Origin of the sequence: Roseivivax sp. THAF30 (assembly GCF_009363575.1) — a bacterium.
Classification (GTDB): Bacteria; Pseudomonadota; Alphaproteobacteria; order Rhodobacterales; family Rhodobacteraceae; genus Roseivivax; species Roseivivax halotolerans.
Genome location: NZ_CP045389.1, coordinates 2083417 through 2101846, shown reverse-complemented (window position 1 = coordinate 2101846; position 18430 = coordinate 2083417). Strand labels below are relative to the sequence as shown.

Annotated in this window: 15 protein-coding genes; 13 read left to right on the top strand and 2 right to left on the bottom strand. The window is 62.5% G+C overall.

Annotated features, from left to right (window positions below):
- Positions 1–59 precede the first annotated feature (59 nt).
- Both FIU91_RS10185 and FIU91_RS10180 read left to right on the top strand, forming a co-directional pair.
- Positions 60–1142 (top strand): cache domain-containing protein, encoded by a 1083-nt coding sequence (locus tag FIU91_RS10185; RefSeq protein ID WP_172974987.1) that lies wholly within the window; start codon positions 60–62, stop codon positions 1140–1142.
- A gap of 57 nt (positions 1143–1199) precedes the next feature.
- Complete coding sequence (locus FIU91_RS10180) at positions 1200–1781, top strand: hypothetical protein (RefSeq protein WP_152462366.1); 582 nt, start codon at positions 1200–1202, stop codon at positions 1779–1781.
- 152 nt (positions 1782–1933) lie between these two features.
- Here the strand turns inward: FIU91_RS10180 and FIU91_RS10175 are convergent, their stop codons facing one another.
- Positions 1934–2962 carry a LacI family DNA-binding transcriptional regulator gene (locus FIU91_RS10175; protein ID WP_093009744.1) on the bottom strand — a complete coding sequence of 343 codons (1029 nt, stop codon included), beginning with the start codon at positions 2960–2962 and terminating at the stop codon, positions 1934–1936.
- 100 nt (positions 2963–3062) lie between these two features.
- On the opposite strand from FIU91_RS10175, the gene FIU91_RS10170 reads away from it, so the two are divergent.
- The 6 genes from FIU91_RS10170 to FIU91_RS10145 all read left to right on the top strand — a co-directional run bounded on the left by FIU91_RS10170 (position 3063) and on the right by FIU91_RS10145 (position 8887).
- Positions 3063–3563, top strand: coding sequence for a gluconokinase (locus tag FIU91_RS10170; protein ID WP_254701944.1), 501 nt, complete (start codon positions 3063–3065; stop codon positions 3561–3563).
- 38 nt (positions 3564–3601) lie between these two features.
- Positions 3602–4606, top strand: a complete 1005-nt coding sequence (locus FIU91_RS10165) for a TRAP transporter substrate-binding protein (protein WP_152462365.1) — start codon at positions 3602–3604, stop codon at positions 4604–4606.
- A gap of 68 nt (positions 4607–4674) precedes the next feature.
- Positions 4675–5247, top strand: coding sequence for a TRAP transporter small permease subunit (locus tag FIU91_RS10160; protein WP_152462364.1), 573 nt, complete (start codon positions 4675–4677; stop codon positions 5245–5247).
- A 2-nt stretch (positions 5248–5249) separates the two neighbouring features.
- Entirely contained in the window at positions 5250–6569 is a 1320-nt protein-coding gene (locus FIU91_RS10155; RefSeq protein ID WP_152462363.1) for a TRAP transporter large permease subunit, read from the top strand.
- Between the two features lie 333 nt (positions 6570–6902).
- Entirely contained in the window at positions 6903–7379 is a 477-nt protein-coding gene (locus FIU91_RS10150) for an NUDIX hydrolase (protein ID WP_152462362.1), read from the top strand.
- Between the two features lie 26 nt (positions 7380–7405).
- Positions 7406–8887 carry an inorganic phosphate transporter gene (locus FIU91_RS10145; protein ID WP_093009738.1) on the top strand — a complete coding sequence of 494 codons (1482 nt, stop codon included), beginning with the start codon at positions 7406–7408 and terminating at the stop codon, positions 8885–8887.
- A 1157-nt stretch (positions 8888–10044) separates the two neighbouring features.
- On the opposite strand, the gene FIU91_RS10135 is transcribed toward FIU91_RS10145, so the two are convergent.
- On the bottom strand, positions 10045–10248 hold the full coding sequence (locus tag FIU91_RS10135; RefSeq protein ID WP_152462360.1) for a dodecin family protein: 204 nt from the start codon (positions 10246–10248) through the stop codon (positions 10045–10047).
- Positions 10249–10450: 202 nt separating this feature from the next.
- On the opposite strand from FIU91_RS10135, the gene FIU91_RS10130 reads away from it, so the two are divergent.
- From FIU91_RS10130 to FIU91_RS10110, 5 genes are all read left to right on the top strand, one after another.
- On the top strand, positions 10451–10732 hold the full coding sequence (locus tag FIU91_RS10130; protein ID WP_152462359.1) for a hypothetical protein: 282 nt from the start codon (positions 10451–10453) through the stop codon (positions 10730–10732).
- A gap of 182 nt (positions 10733–10914) precedes the next feature.
- The gene (locus tag FIU91_RS10125; protein ID WP_152462358.1) at positions 10915–13164 is read left to right on the top strand and encodes an acyl-CoA dehydrogenase; all 2250 of its coding nucleotides are present in this window, start codon (positions 10915–10917) and stop codon (positions 13162–13164) included.
- Entirely contained in the window at positions 13161–14447 is a 1287-nt protein-coding gene (locus FIU91_RS10120; protein WP_152462357.1) for an acetyl-CoA C-acetyltransferase, read from the top strand. The genes FIU91_RS10125 and FIU91_RS10120 overlap by 4 nt, the downstream gene beginning before the upstream one ends.
- Positions 14444–16519 (top strand): 3-hydroxyacyl-CoA dehydrogenase NAD-binding domain-containing protein, encoded by a 2076-nt coding sequence (locus tag FIU91_RS10115; RefSeq protein WP_152462356.1) that lies wholly within the window; start codon positions 14444–14446, stop codon positions 16517–16519. Before FIU91_RS10120 ends, FIU91_RS10115 begins: the two co-directional genes overlap by 4 nt.
- Positions 16512–18368 carry an acetyl-CoA hydrolase/transferase C-terminal domain-containing protein gene (locus FIU91_RS10110; protein ID WP_216651606.1) on the top strand — a complete coding sequence of 619 codons (1857 nt, stop codon included), beginning with the start codon at positions 16512–16514 and terminating at the stop codon, positions 18366–18368. Before FIU91_RS10115 ends, FIU91_RS10110 begins: the two co-directional genes overlap by 8 nt.
- Positions 18369–18430: the final 62 nt, after the last annotated feature.

Here is an 18430-nt window from a genome sequence, read left to right as displayed (position 1 = left end):
AGGCTGTCCAACGGTCACAAAGCGTGACGCCTGAAACAAGATTGTTTGAGAAGCTGAAAATGAAAGACATGACTGCACCAAGGCTCGCGGTCGTCGTGATCGGCGGGAATATCCTTTTCGCGATCCTGATTTTCGCCTGTTCCATCCTGTGGCTGTTTCTCCAGACGCAGGAAGTGAAAACCGATGCACAAAGAGCGAGTGCCCTGCGTGGGGCTGAAGCGATGCGCACCACGTTCACAGAGGCGATCGAGCGGGAATGGAACAGCCTCGGGGCTGTCGTCCGCAACGTCGACATCTCGCAAGCCGACACGCGCGATCAATTCGTCAACGCCGCGGCCGATGCAAGCTACGCGGTCACCTGGGCCGGTATCGCGGATCCGGGAGGCACGATCATCGCGGGCTCGAGAGACTGGCGCGTCGGGGAGGATGTCTCCAACGCTGAGTGGTTCCGCGATGGATTGCGCGGGAAAAGCGTCGGTGATGTCTTCGCATCGGACCAGAGCGACGAACTCGACCAGACGTTCCTGAATTTCTCGCGACCCGTTCTGGGGCCGGACGGGCTGCCGCAAGCGGTGGTCGTCTACAGGGTGAGCCTCGGATGGGTGCGCGGCTACGTTCAAAACGTTGCCGACACGTTCGGGCTCGACGCCTTCATTGTCGATCGCAACGGCCGCGTCGTTGCCAGCGACACGAACCTGTTCGGCAATGAATTGCTGGAGGAGGAGCGGAACCAGGCAACCGGACCGCGCCATCCCGCCAGTGTGCTCACCGATACCTCGTCGACAGAGTTCGTCTCCGCTTTCGCGAGCAATGTCGGCGGTCTCGTCGTGCCCGACCTCGGCTGGAACCTTATCGTGCGCGTGCCTGCCAGCGACCCAGATACCCCGGGCTTCCTCGACGAGCTGCGTTCGACCTGGGGTATGGGGCTTCTGATCGCGGCACTCTCCCTTGTCTATGCGCTCATCAGCGGGCTCGTGCTGCGCCCCATTGCAGAGCTTGTCCGGGTGGCCGAAGGCATTGCGAACGGCGAGGAAGTCTATCCGCGCGAGAATGCTTCCTCAGCCGAAGCTGCGAGCTTGTCGTCGACATTGGCTAAGCTGCAGACGCGTCTGCAATCTGCCGGCTACTTCTCGCGTGACTAGGCGATCAATTCTGCGACGCCCTGCGCCCGCAATTCCAATGCAATAACGAGGATCGCAATGCGTATAAACGGAGCTATCGCGACCGGAGCCCTTTTGGCGACAATCGTGGCCCCAGCCGCCAAAGCGGACGGCACCTTCCTGCAAGCGGATTTCTCGACCGAGACGGCGGTGGCGGTGGGGTCAGTGACGCGGGATCGGCTGACCTTCGGCTCAGTTCTCTCGTCTTCCGGCGACGAGGCGCAGCTTGCCGTTTCGACTGGCTACACCCTGTACTCGGCCGACGGCACAAGCCTCAAGATCGGACCGTCTGCCAAGATCGAACACGAGGCAGGGGATGGGTTCGACAACGGCGAGATTGGGCTCAAGCTTGTCGCGGATCACTACAGGGCCACGGGTTTCGGCGGGCTCTACGGGCAGGTTGAATATGACACGATCGACTCGGCGTGGTTCGTGCTGGCGCAGGCCAACATCTCCTCCGCCGGGCTCGCGATCGAGGTCAGCCGGGGGGGAAGCGACACATATGACGACGCCGCCTTGGCCGTTTCGAAACGTATTCCGGACACGCGCCTGAGCTTGAGGGCAGGGTGTCGGTTCCTGTCAGAAGATGTCTTCGTGGGCGTGTCATTCAATACGTTCTGAGCATCAAAACCGGATGCGTCGGAAGAGGGTTCCAATGCGGAACCGGTCAGGATGTCCTCGCAGGCATTGGATGACGATCTCTCAGGCACGGGAGGGCGCGCATAGCCAAACGTCGCGCTTGTCCGGCGCTCTTCGCCTGGCGTGACCGATCCTCATTCTCTCATCGTGCTGTCCCGCGGCATCAGTGCGTAGCCGAGGTCGCGCACGTTCTCGTCCACGTCTTTGCCTTCGATACGCGCCATCAGCATATCAATGGCCAGCCGGCCCATCTCGCGCCGGAAAGTCCGCACGCTGGTGATGGACGGATGTGCGGCTTCCATGACCTCGATGTCGTTGAACCCGCAGAGGCCAAGTTCAGGACCGATAGCGATGCCCCTGCGATGGGCGGCGAACTGCACGCCGAGGGCAAGGTCGTCGTTGTTGCAAAGGATCGCATCGGTCTCGGGCGCTTGCGCCAGAAGCTCAGCCAGCAGGGTCTCGCCGAGCGTGACGCTCGACGGGGTAGGCGTGGTCACGACGCGATCCCCCTCTGCAATATCTGCGGCCGCGATGGCGTCGCGGAAGCCTTGCAATCGTCGCTCCGACCGAGGGTCCATGCGGGCCCCGATAAAGGCGGGGAATTTGTAGCCGCGTTCTATCAGATGGTCCGTTGCCGTTCGTGCGGCATCCCTGTGCGAGAAGCCGACCATCATGTCGGTGGGCGTCTCGCCGAGTTCCATGATTTGCACGACGGGGCAATCCGCGGCAGCGAGCAGGGCGCGAGAGACGGGCGACTGGTCAATTCCCGTCACGACGAGCCCTGCGGGCCGCTGGCTGAGGAAGACGCGGATAAGCTCGTCCTCGGTCTCGGGCGCATAGCGCGTGTTGCCGAGCTGGGCGTTGAACGGCTTGCCCGCGATCGTGTCGTAGAGCCCCGACAGAACCTCCGCGAAGACGGAATTGGTGACGGACGGGATCAGAACACCGATGACGTTCGAGCGGCGCGAGGCAAGCGCGCTCGCCGCGGGATCGGGAACGTAACCGAGTTCGGTCACCGCTTTCGCGATTCGCTCGCGCAGCTTCTCCGACACCATTCCGGGGCGGCGTAATGCCCGGCTGACGGTGATCGTCGAGGTCTGCGCGCGGCGTGCCACATCCTCCAAGGTCACGCGTGGCGGGCTTTTTCTTGGCGCTTGCGTCATTCTTTGCTCCTTGCTGAGTCTATCCTTGACCAATGACAGCGCTGTCAACTAATGATAGCGCTGTCATTCGGCGGGAAGCTGCATTTTGGGAGGAATTTGCGTGACACACGTGCTGGTCATGGGGGTGTGCGGAACGGGCAAGTCGTCCGTCGCCAGCAGGCTGGCCGACCGTCTTGGCACGCAGTTCATCGAGGCCGACAGCTACCATTCGGAATCGGCAGTCGCCCGGATGAGCCGTGGCGATCCGCTGACTGACGAGGATCGCTGGAGCTGGCTTGACCGGATCGCAGAGGCGGCGCTGAACTCGGGGAAGGACACCGTCATCGCGTGTTCCGCCTTGAAGCGCTCCTATCGGGACCGGCTGGCATCGGCGCTCAGCGACCTGCGGATCGTGCACCTGTCGGGGTCACGGTCTCTCGTCGCCGAACGTATGGCCGGGCGTAGCGACCACTTCATGCCCGCCAGCCTGATCGACAGCCAGTTCGCGCTTCTCGAAGCGCCGGACGGGCCGGACGTTCTGACCATCGATATCGTTCGGCCTGTCACCGACATCGTGGATGCCGCAGAGGCCTTCGCGAGCCACGTCAGGCCCACAGCCTGACCCGGCATTGATTTCACCAAGGGAAGAGGACCCAAATCATGAAACATCTGACCATAGCAGCCCTCATGGCCAGCGTTGCTGGCCCGGCCTTCGCGCAGGACATGACCCTGCGCTTCCAGTCGTCCGATCCGGCGGGCAACCCGAATTTCCAGCTTCAGCAGCAATGGGCCGAGAGCGTCTCCGAGATGAGCGACGGCGCGATCGAGATCGAGCTTCTGCCGGTCGAGTCCATCGTCGCCCATAACGAGACACAGGACGCCATCGCGGCGGGCATTCTCGACGGTCACGTGACCGATACCTCGTATTTCGCGGGCAAGGATCCGGCCTTCGGCCTGATCGCGAACCCCGTTGGCGCTTATGGCGACCCGCAGGAAATGCTCGACTTCATGTATCAAGGCGGCGGCAAGGAGCTGATGAACGAGCTCGTGAACCCCTATGGCCTGCAATTCATCGGCGCGACCACGCCGGGCCTCGAGGCGTTCGTCTCCAAGGTGCCGCTTGAAGGTGTCGACGATCTGGAGGGCCTGAAGGTGCGCGCGCCCGAAGGCCTCGTGCAGCAGGTCTTCGCGGCGGCCGGTGCGGCTCCTGTGAACCTGCCCGGCTCCGAGGTCTTCACCTCGCTCGACAAGGGCGTGATCGACGCGGCGGATTACACCGTCTTCTCGACAAACCAGGCGCAGGGCATGCACGACGTCGCCCCGCACCCGGTCTATCCCGGTTTCCACTCCATGCCGCTCGTCGAGATCTCGATGAACAAGTCCAAGTGGGACAGCTTGAGCGAAGAGCAGCAGACCATGCTCGAAACGTCTGTCCAGGACTTCGCGCAGATGCAGATCGAAACGCTGAACGAGGCCGACCAGGAGGCCGTCGAAGAGGCGAAAGCCTCGGGCGAGGTGACCGTGCATGACTGGTCCGACGAGGAGCGCGCCAAGTTCCGCCAGATCGCCCAAGGCGAATGGGAAAAGGTCGCCGAGCGTTCGGACAATGCGCAGAAGGTCTACGATGCGCTGACCGCGTATCTCAACGAGCAGGGCCTGATGTAAGGATCTCTCGAAGGTAAGTGGGGCCGGCCTTGTCACGAGGCCGGCCCCGGTCTTGAGGAGGGCAGCCGATGACCACGGCACGGGACGATATCCAGCACGGCAGCAGCGAAGAGCCGCCAAGAGACGAGGGCGGGCCGATCCCCGAGGCCGGACTGCTCGGGCGGCTCATCTCCCGAGGCGGGATCGTCTTCGCCATCGGTATCGTCTTGGCGATGCTGATCCTCATCCAGGAAGTGGTCCTGCGCTACTTCTTCAACAATCCCACCACCTGGGCGCACGAGACCACGATCTTCCTGTCCGGCATCGCCTTCGTCTATGGCGGGCTCTATTGCGTGGCGCGCAACAGCCATATCCGCGTCGTATTGATCTATGATGCGGTGTCGCCAAAGGTGCGGCGCGTCTTCGACGTGGTCATCTCGGCGGTTTGCGCGCTCTCGTCGGCGATGTTCACCTATGCCGCCTGGATCATGGTCGGCCGTGCCGCCTTCACGCCGTCGGGCGAATTCCGGCTGGAACGCTCGGGCAGCGCCTGGGATCCGGTCTATCCCGGCCTCATGAAAGTCTTCCTTCTGGCGGTCCTGACCGTCATGGCGGTGCAGTTCCTTGTGCTCACCGTGAATTACGCACGCGGGAAACGGTAACGATGGAACTTTTCGGATCGCTTCAGGGGCTCGGCGTCGAGACCGCCACCTACATGATGTTCAGCATGCTCCTGCTGCTGCTCGTCACCGGCATTCCGCTGGCCTTCGTGACGCTGCTCGTCGCGCTGATCTTCGCTCTGGGCTGGTTCGGACCGATGGCGGTGCCGCTTATCACGAGCCGGGTCTATTCCTTCGTCACGAGCTTCGTCTTCGTGTCCGTGCCGATGTTCGTCCTGATGGCCGCCATCCTCGACCGCTCCGGCATCGCGCGCGATCTTTTCGACGCGATGAAGCTCGTGGGCGGACGGCTGCGCGGCGGCGTCGCCATCCAGACGATCATCGTCGCGGTGATCCTCGCGGCGATGTCCGGCATCATCGGCGGCGAGATCGTGCTCCTGGGTCTCATCGCGCTGCCGCAGATGCTGCGCCTCGGCTACGACCGTGGTCTTGCCATCGGCGTCGTATGCGCGGGCGGGGCGCTCGGCACGATGGTCCCGCCGTCTATCGTCCTTATCATCTACGGGCTGACCGCGAACGTCTCCATCGGGGATCTCTTCACCGCATCCTTCCTGCCGGGGCTGATGCTGGCCGGTTTTTACGTCACCTACGTGCTGATCCGCGCCTACATGAACCCAGCCATCGCTCCCGCAATGCCACCTGACGACGAGACGCCGCTTTCGGAAAAGCTCAAGCTTCTGCGGGGCCTGATCCTGCCTATTCTCGTGGTGATCGGCGTTCTGGGCTCGATCTACGGCGGGATCGCCAGCGTGACCGAAGCCTCCGCGGTTGGCGTTCTGGGCGTCATGATCTCGACCATGCTGCGCGGCGAATTCACGCTCACGCTGATGAAAGGCGCGGCGCTGCAAACGCTTCAGACCGTTGGCATGATTGTCTGGATCGGGATCGGCGCCTCGGCGCTCGTGGGTGTCTTCAACCTGATGGGCGGGCTTGAATTCATCCAATCGCTGGTTGCCAATATCTCGGACAACCGGCTGGTCGTGCTCTTGTTCATGATGGGGATCCTGTTCCTTCTGGGCATGTTCCTAGACTGGGTGGGCATCGCGCTGCTGGCGATGCCGGTCTTCGTGCCGATCATCACAGATCTTGGATATGACCCTGTGTGGTTCGGGGTTCTGTTCTGCATGAACATGCAGGTGAGCTTCCTCTCGCCGCCCTTCGGTCCGGCCGCGTTCTACCTGAAATCCGTGGCCCCGCCAGATATCAGCCTCGGTGAGATCTTCCGGTCGCTGCTGCCCTTCATCGCGTTGCAGATCCTCGCGCTTGCCGTCCTCATCGCCTTCCCGGGGATAACCGGGCGCTGACGGGCAGGGCCGCCGGCCGGGTCGGCCTGACGTGCTCGCCCTATGTGGTAGCGCCTGCTTTCCCCAAGCGCTCGGCGGTCGGTCCGCTTGGCCTGTCGGCAAGTCCCGGCTTCGGTGGCGTTGCGGCGCGCCGCAGGGGCAGGACACCCGTTCGACGGTCGAGCCGCGCCTTGCGCCTTTCGGCAGGCGCGCGCTGTTTCCGCGCGTCATCGCGCTCGGAGCGCGCAAGACGGTTTGCCGGCCGAGATCATGCGCCTGACCGCAAGGTCGCCGCACCAAGTTGAATTCCGAACGCCACAGATGATACCGGCTGATCGAATCCGAGGAATGCCGATGTTCAACACGATATGGTCCCAGTTCATCCAGCCGATCCTGAGGCGCCCGTCGCGGTATCAGGTCGCTGCGCTGTGCTTTCGGCGGGACCGGGACAAGCTTGAAATCCTGCTCGTGACCTCGCTCGAGACGCGCCGCTGGATCCTGCCCAAGGGCTGGCCCAAGACCGGCTTCGATGCGGGAGGCGTCGCGCTGGAGGAAGCATGGGAAGAGGCTGGCGTGAAGCCGCGCAGCGGAAAACCGGGCTGGATCGGACAATATCGCTACGACAAGCGCCTTCGGGGCGGTATTCCGGTTCCGACCAATGTCGACGTCTATTCGATCGAAACCGAGTTGCTCTACGACGTGTATCCGGAAGCCGGAAAACGCGAGCGCCGCTGGATGACTCCGTGCGATGCTGCGGACGCGGTCGAGGAACCAGAGCTGAAAAGGCTCCTGTCCGATGCCGAGGCCCTGCTGTCCGGTCCTTCGCGATAAGCCTTGCCCCCTGAGAGAGAAAACACATGAGCGAGCAGGACGGCTCCTATAGCTGGCAAACCCTCGACCGCGACCTCAACCGTCTGTCGCGGCTCGAGGCCGCGACCATGTATGCGTCGCGGCCGCTTATCGGAGCGGGGTTGTCGCTGCTGTTCGTCGGTGTCGCCGCGATCGCCGCCGGCCTGATCGTCGGGCAGACGCCGGGCGCGATCTTCGTCGTGGTGGCGGCAGCGTTCGGTGCCTACATGGCGCTCAACATCGGCGCGAATGACGTTGCCAACAACATGGGTCCGGCGGTCGGGGCGCGGGCGCTGTCCATGGCTGGCGCCATCGCGATTGCGGCCATTTGCGAGAGCGCGGGTGCGCTGCTGGCGGGCGGTGACGTCGTGGACACGATTTCCAAGGGGATCGTCGCGCCTGAAAGCCTCGCCGATAGCCGGGTGTTCGTCACCGCTATGATGGCAGCGCTGCTGTCAGCCGCGCTCTGGGTGAACCTTGCGACCTTCATCGGCGCACCGGTCTCGACCACCCATTCGGTCGTCGGCGGCGTCATGGGAGCGGGTATCGCGGCGGCCGGGCTCGGCGCGGTCAGTTGGACCACGATGAGCGCGATCGCGGCCAGCTGGGTCATCTCGCCTGCGCTCGGCGGCATCATCGCGGCAGCCATGCTCGCCTTCATCAAGTGGAAGGTGATCTATGTCGAGGACAAGATCGCCGCGGCCCGCATCTGGGTGCCGGTCCTGATCGGACTGATGGCGGCAGCGTTCGCCAGCTATCTTGCGCTGAAGGGCCTGAAGCACGTCATGTCGATCGACATGCCGACGGCCCTGATGATCGGAGCCGCCATCGGCACGCTCTGCGCCAGCGCGTCCGTGCCCCTGATCCGCCACCAGTCGAACGGGCTCGAGAACCGGAACCGCTCTCTCAAGGTGCTGTTCCGGATGCCGTTGATCATATCGGCCGCTCTTCTGTCTTTCGCGCATGGCGCAAACGACGTCGCGAATGCGGTCGGCCCGCTCGCTGCCATCGTCTACGCGCAGGAGACAGGTGGAGCGGCCGCCGAGGTTGCGATCCCCGTCTGGGTCATGCTGATCGGGGCAATCGGCATCTCGTTCGGACTGATGCTGTTCGGCCCGAAGCTGATCCAGATGGTCGGTAACCAGATCACCAAGCTGAACCCGATGCGCGCCTATTGCGTGGCGCTGTCGGCGGCCGTCACGGTGATCGCGGCCTCATGGCTTGGCCTTCCCGTCAGCTCGACGCATATCGCGGTCGGCGGGGTTTTCGGTGTCGGGTTCTTCCGCGAATGGCATGCCGAGCGCCGCGCCCGCATGATCCAGGACACGCGCCCGGCGGCGCGACGCGTTCCCAGCGAGGAGCGTCGGCGTCGCAAGCTGGTGCGGCGCTCGCATTTCCTGACGATTGCCGCAGCCTGGGTCATCACCGTCCCTGCAGCTGCCGGGCTGTCTGCGATTTGCTTCCTGGCCCTATCCTTCGTGTCGATCTGACACGCCCGTCGTCACGTTCGAACCGAACAGTGAGGCCGCTGTCCGACGATCCGGCTCTCGCGGCGGCATCAGGGCTTCCGAGATGTTTCGCTCGGAAACTTGTGGCGGCGAGACTGATCCGCGCAGAAGATGGGCCAATCCAGCCCAGAACGCCCATGAAAGCTGGTAGGCCCGGGAGGCGTACCTGAGAGCCCAATAAATGGAATGAAAACAATAAGAATGTGGACCACGCTCTTTTGAAGCCAAAACCGTCGGATGGGACGCTCAGAGAATATTCAGCGATGGCCCTGCAAGAGTGTGTCATCTCTTACTTGGAAGTCGGAGCTCGATAGCGTCTGTTAGTTTCTGGGACCTCGCATGCCGCACCGGCAACACCATAAGCAGCCGCTCAGCTTGTAGCTGACATCTGCGAACCGCTGTCGGTGAGAGAGGGCAGATTGCGGGCTTACGCGGCACGCGCTCAACGACCGTAAGCGCATCATACGAGCGGACATCCAAGCGGGTTCAAGGACCAAACCTAAAGCGATGGACGCTCGGGCACCGTCGTTCGCATTATATACGAGGTGCTTAGCGCCAATCGAGCGCATAGCTGTTGCCACAAACCTACCGTTTGACGCCAAAACGTTGGTTTGAATGAGTTTCGCGACGATCATGTGGTCGCTTATGGTTTCTGAGGAAGTCTAACTAACCCCTGCATTAAGCCATGCGAGCGCCTGTGTTTCGGTTTCAAAATACTCCAACTCCTCAACTTTCTGACGCTCACCTCGAAGTTCGCTGTATTCCTCGCCTTTATAATGCGATGTTTCTGTGCCATCGGATTCTTTGCAGCGTTTTACCCAAACCTCGCGAGAACCCTGTCGTTGAAGCAATTCCCAATTTCCAGTTGTCATAGTGTGCCTCTCAATCCGCTGGTGGCACTCTTGAGTGATTGCGTGCCTAAGTCAGATTAAATCCACGGTCTTAAAATCCCAACTTGCGGGCAGTTCATCGTATCAGTGTCTGAAAGGCCAATTCGATGTCGGGGCTATTTGAAGAACATCAATCCACGCTTGAAGCGTCATGCCGTAAAGACGACGGTCTCGGACCCTTCGGAGACAACCCGCTCAATTTAATAAGGCCGGACTGGTGTCCGGCCTTCTGAATGATTTCTCTCGTGCTCAGGTGTCGAGCTCGAAAGTCACTTGCATGTTGACCCTGTACTCGGTCACCCGACCGTCCGCGACACTTACCTTGCTTTCCTTGACCCATGCGCCTTGAATGTTGCGCAGAGTTTTACTGGCGCGAGCTATGCCCTGTTGCACAGCATCGTCAAAGCTATCGCTGGAAGTTGCAGAAATTTCCGTCACTGTTGCGACTGACATTTTGGCCTCCTTTTTCGGTTGCCTGACAGTTCAACGTTCTCATGATCGACGTCGTTCCAAGGGTCTGTCGGACGCCTCATGCGCCCCGACAAGAGACGGGAGCAATACCATGTATCCCCCAAAACTCATGTTCGGACCGGACCGGTTTCAGCGATTAGGAGCATGTCAGCGCAAGGAACCGGGGAACCACAGAGTGCGTTGAGTGGATAGCCGTAATTTGGAGGTGTTTGCCATGCGCAACATGATTGTCTCCGCCGCGGCGCTGTTTGGCTTCGGATATATTCTCGGCCGGAAGAAAAGGCGCGCGGAGCCTTATGGACGCACCGCATTCCGCCGGTTCGATGATGGCGGGCCGATTGGTCAGGCACAGCCGATCCGCGATGCCGATGTCGCGGCGATGCGCGATGAGCAAAATGCATGGAGCCGTCGTGACGATGAACTCGACCAGACGTTTCCTGCAAGCGATGCGACCGCAAAATACTGAAGCTTGTCGCAGCGCCGACCTTGATGGGTTCCGTTTCGCCACGATCAAACGCTCCCGCATTCCGGGCGCGGGGCGAGCGATAGAATATTCACCAACGCGATGTCGGAAACTACGCTTCCGAATACGCCTGCATCATTCCCGTTGGCAGAACGCCAACGTGTTTATTCGCAAAGGATCGTGCCATGAGCCGCTTTCGTCAAAACGTTATCACCAAGCCGATACACCGCTGGGCACGCGGCGCGATGCCGAAGCTTTCGGCAACGGAAGCCGAAGCGCTGAGCGCAGGAGAGGTCTGGTGGGACGCGGAACTGTTCTCCGGTAACCCGGACTGGTCGAAGCTATCCGCTGTCGCTGCGTCCGACCTGTCGGACGAAGAGCAGGCGTTCCTCGAGGGCCCATGCACCCAGCTTTGCGAGATGATCGACGATTGGTCGATCAACCACGAGCGAGCGGACCTGTCCGAAGAGGTCTGGCAATTCCTGCGCGACAAGGGCTTTTTCGGGATGATCATTCCCAAGAGCCATGGTGGCCTCGGGTTTTCCGCTTTCGCGCATTCCGAGGTCGTTCGCTATATCTCGACGCGCTCGGTCGCGGCCGCCGTGACCGTCATGGTTCCGAACTCGCTCGGACCGGGCGAGCTTTTGATGCAGTTCGGCACGGAGGAGCAAAAGCGACACTGGTTGCCGCGCCTCGCCGATGGTCGCGAACTGCCCGCCTTTGCCTTGACGAGCGCGGAGGCCGGCTCGGACGCCTCTGCCATGACCGACACGGGTGTCGTCTGCCGGGGCACATGGAACGGTGAGGAGGTGCTCGGCATCCGGCTCAACTGGGCAAAGCGCTACATCACGCTGTCGCCGGTCTGCACAGTTCTGGGACTCGCGTTCAAACTGCGCGACCCTGACGGTTTGCTGGGTGACGAGGAGGATGTCGGCATCACCTGCGCGCTCGTGCCGACGCATCTGCCGGGGGTGGAAACCGGCCGCCGACACATCCCGGCATCGACGATGTTCCAGAACGGGCCGACCCAAGGTCACGACGTGTTCATCCCGCTCGATCACGTCATCGGCGGTGAGGAGTATGCCGGGCGGGGTTGGATGATGCTGATGAGCGCCCTTGCCGCCGGTCGCGGCATCTCGCTGCCGTCCCTATCCGCAGCGGCCGTCGCGCTGTCGGCCCATAGCTCGGGTGCATATGCACGGGTGCGGGAACAGTTCGGCCTTCCGATCGGCAAGTTCGAAGGCATTCAGGCCCCGCTCGGGAGTCTCGCAGCCGGAGCATACGAACTCGATGCAGCGCGGCGCCTCACCTGCGCCGGTCTCGACGAGGGGCGGTCCCTGGCCGTGATCTCGGCGATCATGAAGCTGCACGGCACGACACGGATGCGCGAGGCGTTGAACCATGCGATGGACATCCATTCCGGGAAGGCGGTCATCGACGGGCCGTCGAATTACCTCGCACCTCTCTACAAGGCTGTGCCGATCGGCATTACGGTGGAAGGTGCGAATATCGTGACCCGTAATCTGATCGTGTTTGGTCAGGGGGCCGTGCGTGCGCATCCTCACCTTCTGGACGAAATGCAGGCGCTGGAGAAGGAAGGCGACGCCGCCTCGCTCGAAGCGTTCGACACGCATTTCTGGAAACATGTAGGCCACTCGGTACGGACATTCTTCCGAGCGCTCGGCCGCGCCTGGACCGGGGGCAGGGCCGCGCCCACGCCCGCGGCGGGGGACGCAACCTGGATCTATGGACAAGTGTCGCGCTGGTCGGCGGCCTATGCATTGACGGCCGACATGGCGTTCCTCACGCTCGGCGGAAATCTGAAGCGCAAGGAAATGATCTCGGCCCGCATGGGGGATGTGCTCTCCGATCTCTACATCCTGACCGCAGCGTTGAAGCGGTGGCAGGACGACGGACGCCAGAAGGCGGATCTTCCGCTTCTCGAGCATGCCGCTCACAGCGCGCTAGCTCGTATCCGCCGGACAATGGACGAAGTCCTTGCAAACTTCCCTGTTCGCTGGGCGGCGATGCTCTTGCGGGTGGTGACACTGACCGGAGGCACGGCGCGAGGGCCCGACGATCGCCTGACGCGGGCTTGCGCGCAGCTTCTGATGACGCCGTCCGAGACGCGCGAGAGGATCATCGGACGCATGTTCGGTGGGTGCGAACGAGACGGCTTGCGCCAGCTCGACGACGCCTTTGAACGTGTCATCGCCGCTGAGCCAATCCGAAAGCGCGTGCGCGATGCGGATACAACACCGGAAACAGCGCTGGAGGACGGGCTCATCACCGCCGAGGAGAAGGCCGAGCTCGAGGCGATGCAGGCGGCCGTTGCGCGGGTCATCGCGGTCGATGATTTCGTGCCCAAAGACCTTGCCGGCTATTTTCCCGACTACGAGCGCCGGAGCCACCGGACACCCGAGGCCGCGGAATGACTGGACGTTGCGTCTATCTTGTCGATGGTGCCCGCACGCCGTTCCTCAAGGCACGCGGCCAACCGGGTCCGTTCACGCCCGTGGATCTCGCGGTACAGTGCGGCCGGCCACTGCTCGCGCGGCAACCAATCCCGGAGACAGCGATCGACCTCGTCGTCCTCGGCTGCGTGAACGTCGTCGCGGACGAGATGAATCCCGCGCGCGTGGCTGCGCTTCGCCTCGGGATGCCGGTCGATACCGTGGCCTTCACCATGCAGATCAATTGCGGGTCGGGGATGCAGTCCATCGACACCGCCTATCGCTATATCCGGGACGGATCACACGATATGATCCTCGCAGGCGGCACGGAGTCGCTCAGCCATTCGCCGCTCGTGCTGCGCGAGACGGCAGTCGAATGGTATGCAGGGCTCTCGAATGCAAAGGGCCCTGTGGAGATCGCGAAGCATATGAAAGGGCTACGCGCTGATTTCTTCAAACCGGTCATCGGACTCGAACGCGGTCTGACCGATCCGATCACCGAACTCGACATGGGGCAGACCGCCGAGGTTCTGGCGCATCGCTTCGAGATCACGCGCGAGGAGGCCGACGCCTACGCGGTCGAAAGCCATCACCGCCTTGCACGCGCGCAGAGGGAGGGCCTTTTGCGCGGTGAGGTCGAGCCGGCGTTCGACCGTGACGGGGGAGTTCATGAAAGCGATGACGGTGTGCGCCCGGAGAGCGACGCCGCCTCACTCGCAAAGCTGAAACCGGTGTTCGAAAAGCCCTACGGCAAGGTGACGGCGGGCAACGCCTCGCAGATCACCGACGGCGCGTCCTGGACCTTGCTCGCCTCTGAGGAGGCGGTCGAGGAACATGGTCTGACGCCCATTGCGCGGATCGCCGACAGCGACTGGGCCGCGCTCGATCCCTCGGTTATGGGCCTCGGACCCGTTCTGTCGGCAACCCCGATCGCGCGACGCAACGGGCTCGGCGCTGCCGACATCGATCTTTGGGAGATCAACGAGGCCTTCGCGGCGCAAGTTCTGTCGTGTCTGTCCGCCTGGGACGACGAGGCGTTCTGCCGCGAGATCCTCGGAATGGATGAGGCCTTCGGCCGGATCGACCGGGACTGCCTCAATATCGATGGCGGCGCTATCTCGCTCGGACATCCGGTCGGGACAAGCGGCAACCGCATCGTGCTGCACCTCGCGAACGCCATGAAAAGGCAAGGCGCGCGCCGCGGCATCGCCACCGAATGTATCGGCGGCGGGCAAGGCGGCGCCATGCTGTTGGAGGCCGCATGACGGGACCTGTTCTGACACATCTCGGAGAGACGAAACTCGAGCTTGGCGCGGCCAATGATGTCGCCGCCCATCGAAATTGGCGCGCGGGCGCGGACAAGGACGGCGTCGCCTGGCTGGTGCTGGACGTCGCCGACAGCGGGACCAACACGATCTCGGAGGCGGTGATCCGGGAGCTGTCCGATCTCATTCAGTGGCTCGAGCGCGAGCGCCCTAAGGCCGTCGTAATCCGCTCCGGCAAGCTCTCCGGTTTCGCGGCAGGGGCCGACATTTCCGGCTTTTCAGATATGGCCGAGAGCGGGGCGGCTGATCTCATCCGGCAGGGACATGACGTGCTCGACCGGCTCGCGCGGCTCGAGTGCCCGACTGTCGCGGTGGTGCACGGCGCGGCGCTTGGTGCGGGCTTCGAGCTGGCGCTGGCCTGCGACCACCGGATCCTGATCGACGGGGGCTCTTTCGGTTTTCCCGAGGTACAGCTCGGCTTGCATCCGGGGCTTGGGGGGACATTCCGTTTGCCTGCGCTTATCGATCCGGACGAGGCGATGACGCTCATGCTCACCGGCAAGACCGTGCATACGCGTAAGGCTCGGAAACTCGGGATCGCAGATACTGTCACGCAGGAGCGACACGTCGCGGCCGCTGTGCAGGCCTTCGCCGCAGGCGACGCGCAGGACAGGCAACCCGGCGTGAAAGCTCGCGCCTTTGGGCTGAAGCCTGCGCGCCAGATCGCCGCGCGAAAGATGCGCACGGAAACTGCCAAGAAAGCGGCGCAGGATCACTACCCAGCGCCATACGCGCTGATCGACATCTGGGAGGCGTATGGCGGCGACTCCGCAGCCATGCAGAAAGCCGAGATCGAAAGCTTCGCGCGTCTTCTCGAGACCGATACTGCCAAGAGCCTGATGCGCGCGTTCTTCCTGCGCCAATCGCTGCGAGAGAGTGGGCGCGGAGAAAGCGGCATTGCCCGCGTGCACGTCATCGGCGCTGGCGCGATGGGCGCGGACATCGCCGCCTGGGCCGCGTTGAAGGGCAAGATGGTGACGCTTGGCGACATTGACGCTGCGCCGCTCGGTGCCGCGGTGCGACGTGCAAAAGAGATCTGCGAAGCCGCGCATCTCTCCTCGGCCGAGACGCGTGATGCGCTTGACCGGCTCATGCCTGACCCCAATGGCTATGGGCTCGCGAAAGCGGATCTGGTTGTCGAAGCAGGCCCGGAAGACTTTGAGGCGAAAGCGAACATCTATTCCGATCTCGGCACGCGGATGAAAGACGATGCTATTCTTGCCACCAACACGTCGAGCCTGCGTCTCGCGGCGTTGGCCGAGGTCGCGCCTGATGCGAGCCGGTTCGGGGGGCTGCACTTCTTCAACCCCGTTGCCAAGATGCAGCTCGTCGAGGTTGTCGCGCACAAAACCACCGTGCAAGACACGACCGACAGGCTGGCCGCCTTATGCGGGGAACTCGGACGCTTGCCGGCGCGCGTTGCGGACGCGCCCGGGTTTCTCGTGAACCGAGCCCTGACGCCCTACCTTCTCGAAGCGATGGCGCTGATTGACGAAGGCACGGCGAAAGAGGATGTAGACCGCGCTGCCATGCGCTTCGGCATGCCGATGGGGCCGGTGACGCTCGCGGATCAGGTCGGCCTTGATATCTGCCTGCACGTGGCAGACAGCCTTGCCTCTGAACTCGACAAGCCGATGGCCCCCGTTCCCGATTGGCTGCGCGAGAAGGTGCAGCGAGGCGAGACCGGCAAGAAGGCGGGCAAGGGCTTCTATCATTGGCCGGACGGTGGGCCGGAGAGCGGCGAAGACCACACTGACACAATGATCTCAGATCGCCTGATCCTGCCCATGCTCGACGCCTGTGTCGAATGCCTGAGAAAGGGCGTTGCCCAGGACGAGGCTCAGATCGACGGCGCCATGATCTTCGCGACCGGCTTCGCGCCTTTCCGGGGCGGGCCGATGCATTACGCCAGTGCGCGTGGTCCAAACGAAATCCGGGACCAGCTTGATGCGATGGCAGAGGATCATGGTCCGCGCTTCGCTCCAGACGAGGGTTGGTCCAGGTTTGCGTAGTCCGACTCATTTCGACGATGTGGAGGCGGCTGCCCGCGAAATCGTGGCGCGGCTCGGCAATGAAATCCGCGTCGGGCTGCCGCTCGGGCTCGGCAAACCGGTGACGCTGATCAATGCGCTGACACGGATCGCAAAAGACGATCCCAGTATCCGTCTTTCGATCTTCACCGCGCTCACGCTCGAGAGGCCGAACCCCTCTTCGGACATGGAGCGTCGTTTTCTCGAACCGGCGATGGACAGGCTCTTCGGCCGCTATCCGGGGCTCGACTACGCAGCCATGCTCCGCGACGGAACGCTGCCGGACAACATCAACGTGCGCGAGTTCTTTTTTCCCGCCGGTCGCTGGCTCGGGGTCGCTCCCGCGCAGCAGGACTATGTCTCCGTGAATTACAGCGATGCACGCGACGTATTGTTGGCGCAGAAGCCGAACCTGATCCTGCATCTCGTCGCATGGAGTGAGGATCGTCTGAGCGTCTCCTGCAATCCTGACATTACCGCTGACCTGATGGAGTTGCGCCGCGACGGCCGTCTCGACGCTCTTTTCGCCGGAGAGACCAATCCCGAACTTCCCTTCATGGAGGGAGCTGCGGCGTTCCCGATCTCGGAAGCGGATATCCTCTTTGAGCCGAAGGTGCCATTCGAGCTGTTCTCGGCGGTCAAGCAGCCGGTCGATGATGCGGCGAAGGCTATCGGCCTGCATGTCTCGCGGCTTATCGTCGACGGAGGCACTCTGCAGATCGGCATCGGAGCGATCGGAGATGCGGTGGCCCAGGCGCTCATCTTGCGCGATGCCGGCAAGATCTCTGCGATACATGCGGCGCGGCCCTTCCCCGGGGACGGCTTCGCCGAAGAGACGCCGTTCGAAACCGGGCTCTACGCGGTGACAGAAATGCTCGTCGACGGTCTCCTTCAGCTTTTCAAGGCTGGGATCATCCGTCGCGAAGTGGATGGGGCGGCCATTCATGCCGGGTTCTTTGTCGAAAGCCGGGATTTTTATTCTCAGCTTCGCAACATGAATCCGAAAATGCGTTCGAAAATCGCGATGTCGCCGATCAGCTACACAAATACCCTATTCGGGGACGAGCCCGGAAAACGCGCGGCGCGCACCGAAGCGCGGTTCGTCAACTCGGCAATGAAGGTCACCTTGCTTGGTGCCGCGATATCCGACACGAGGCCCGACGGCCAGGTGGTGAGCGGCGTCGGCGGACAGCATGACTTCGCCGCACAGGCCCATGCGCTTTTGGACGGTCGTTCGATCATCACGCTGCCCTCAACGCGGCAGGGCAGCTCAGGGATCGAAAGCAATATCGTCTGGTCTCAAGCGAACGAGACGATCCCTCGCCACATGCGAGACATCGTCGTGACCGAGTATGGCATCGCCGATCTTTGGGGCAAATCCGACGCAGAAGCGATCGCGTCGCTTATCGAGATTGCTGACAGCCGTTTCCAGTCAAGGCTGCTTAAGGAGGCGAAGGCCGCCGGAAAGGTACCCGCGTCGCACGAGGTGGATCCTGACCGGCGCAATAATACGCCTCAAGCCATCTCGGGCTGGCTGAATGCTTTCCGCGAGGAGGATTTTCCGGACTTTCCCTTCGGTAGCGACTTTGACGAGATCGAGCGGGAGATCCTGCCGGCACTCCGCAGGCTCAAGGCGGCCGCTTCCTCTCGTCGTGCTCTCTTTCGGCTTGCGATGAGAGGGTGGGCTAGGCGCGCAGATCATGCGTCGATACTCGACCGAATGGGCTTGTCTGACCCGCGTAGTCCCCAGTCCTTATTTAAAGCGGCGATACTGGTCGGAGCCTTAGAACCAGGCGATCCGCACAACGCTTCGAACATGCGCAAACGATAACCGAGGCGACAAGCTTGGCTGCCGTCAAGCCTCGATCATCGCTTTTGCTCTCAAATGCCTTG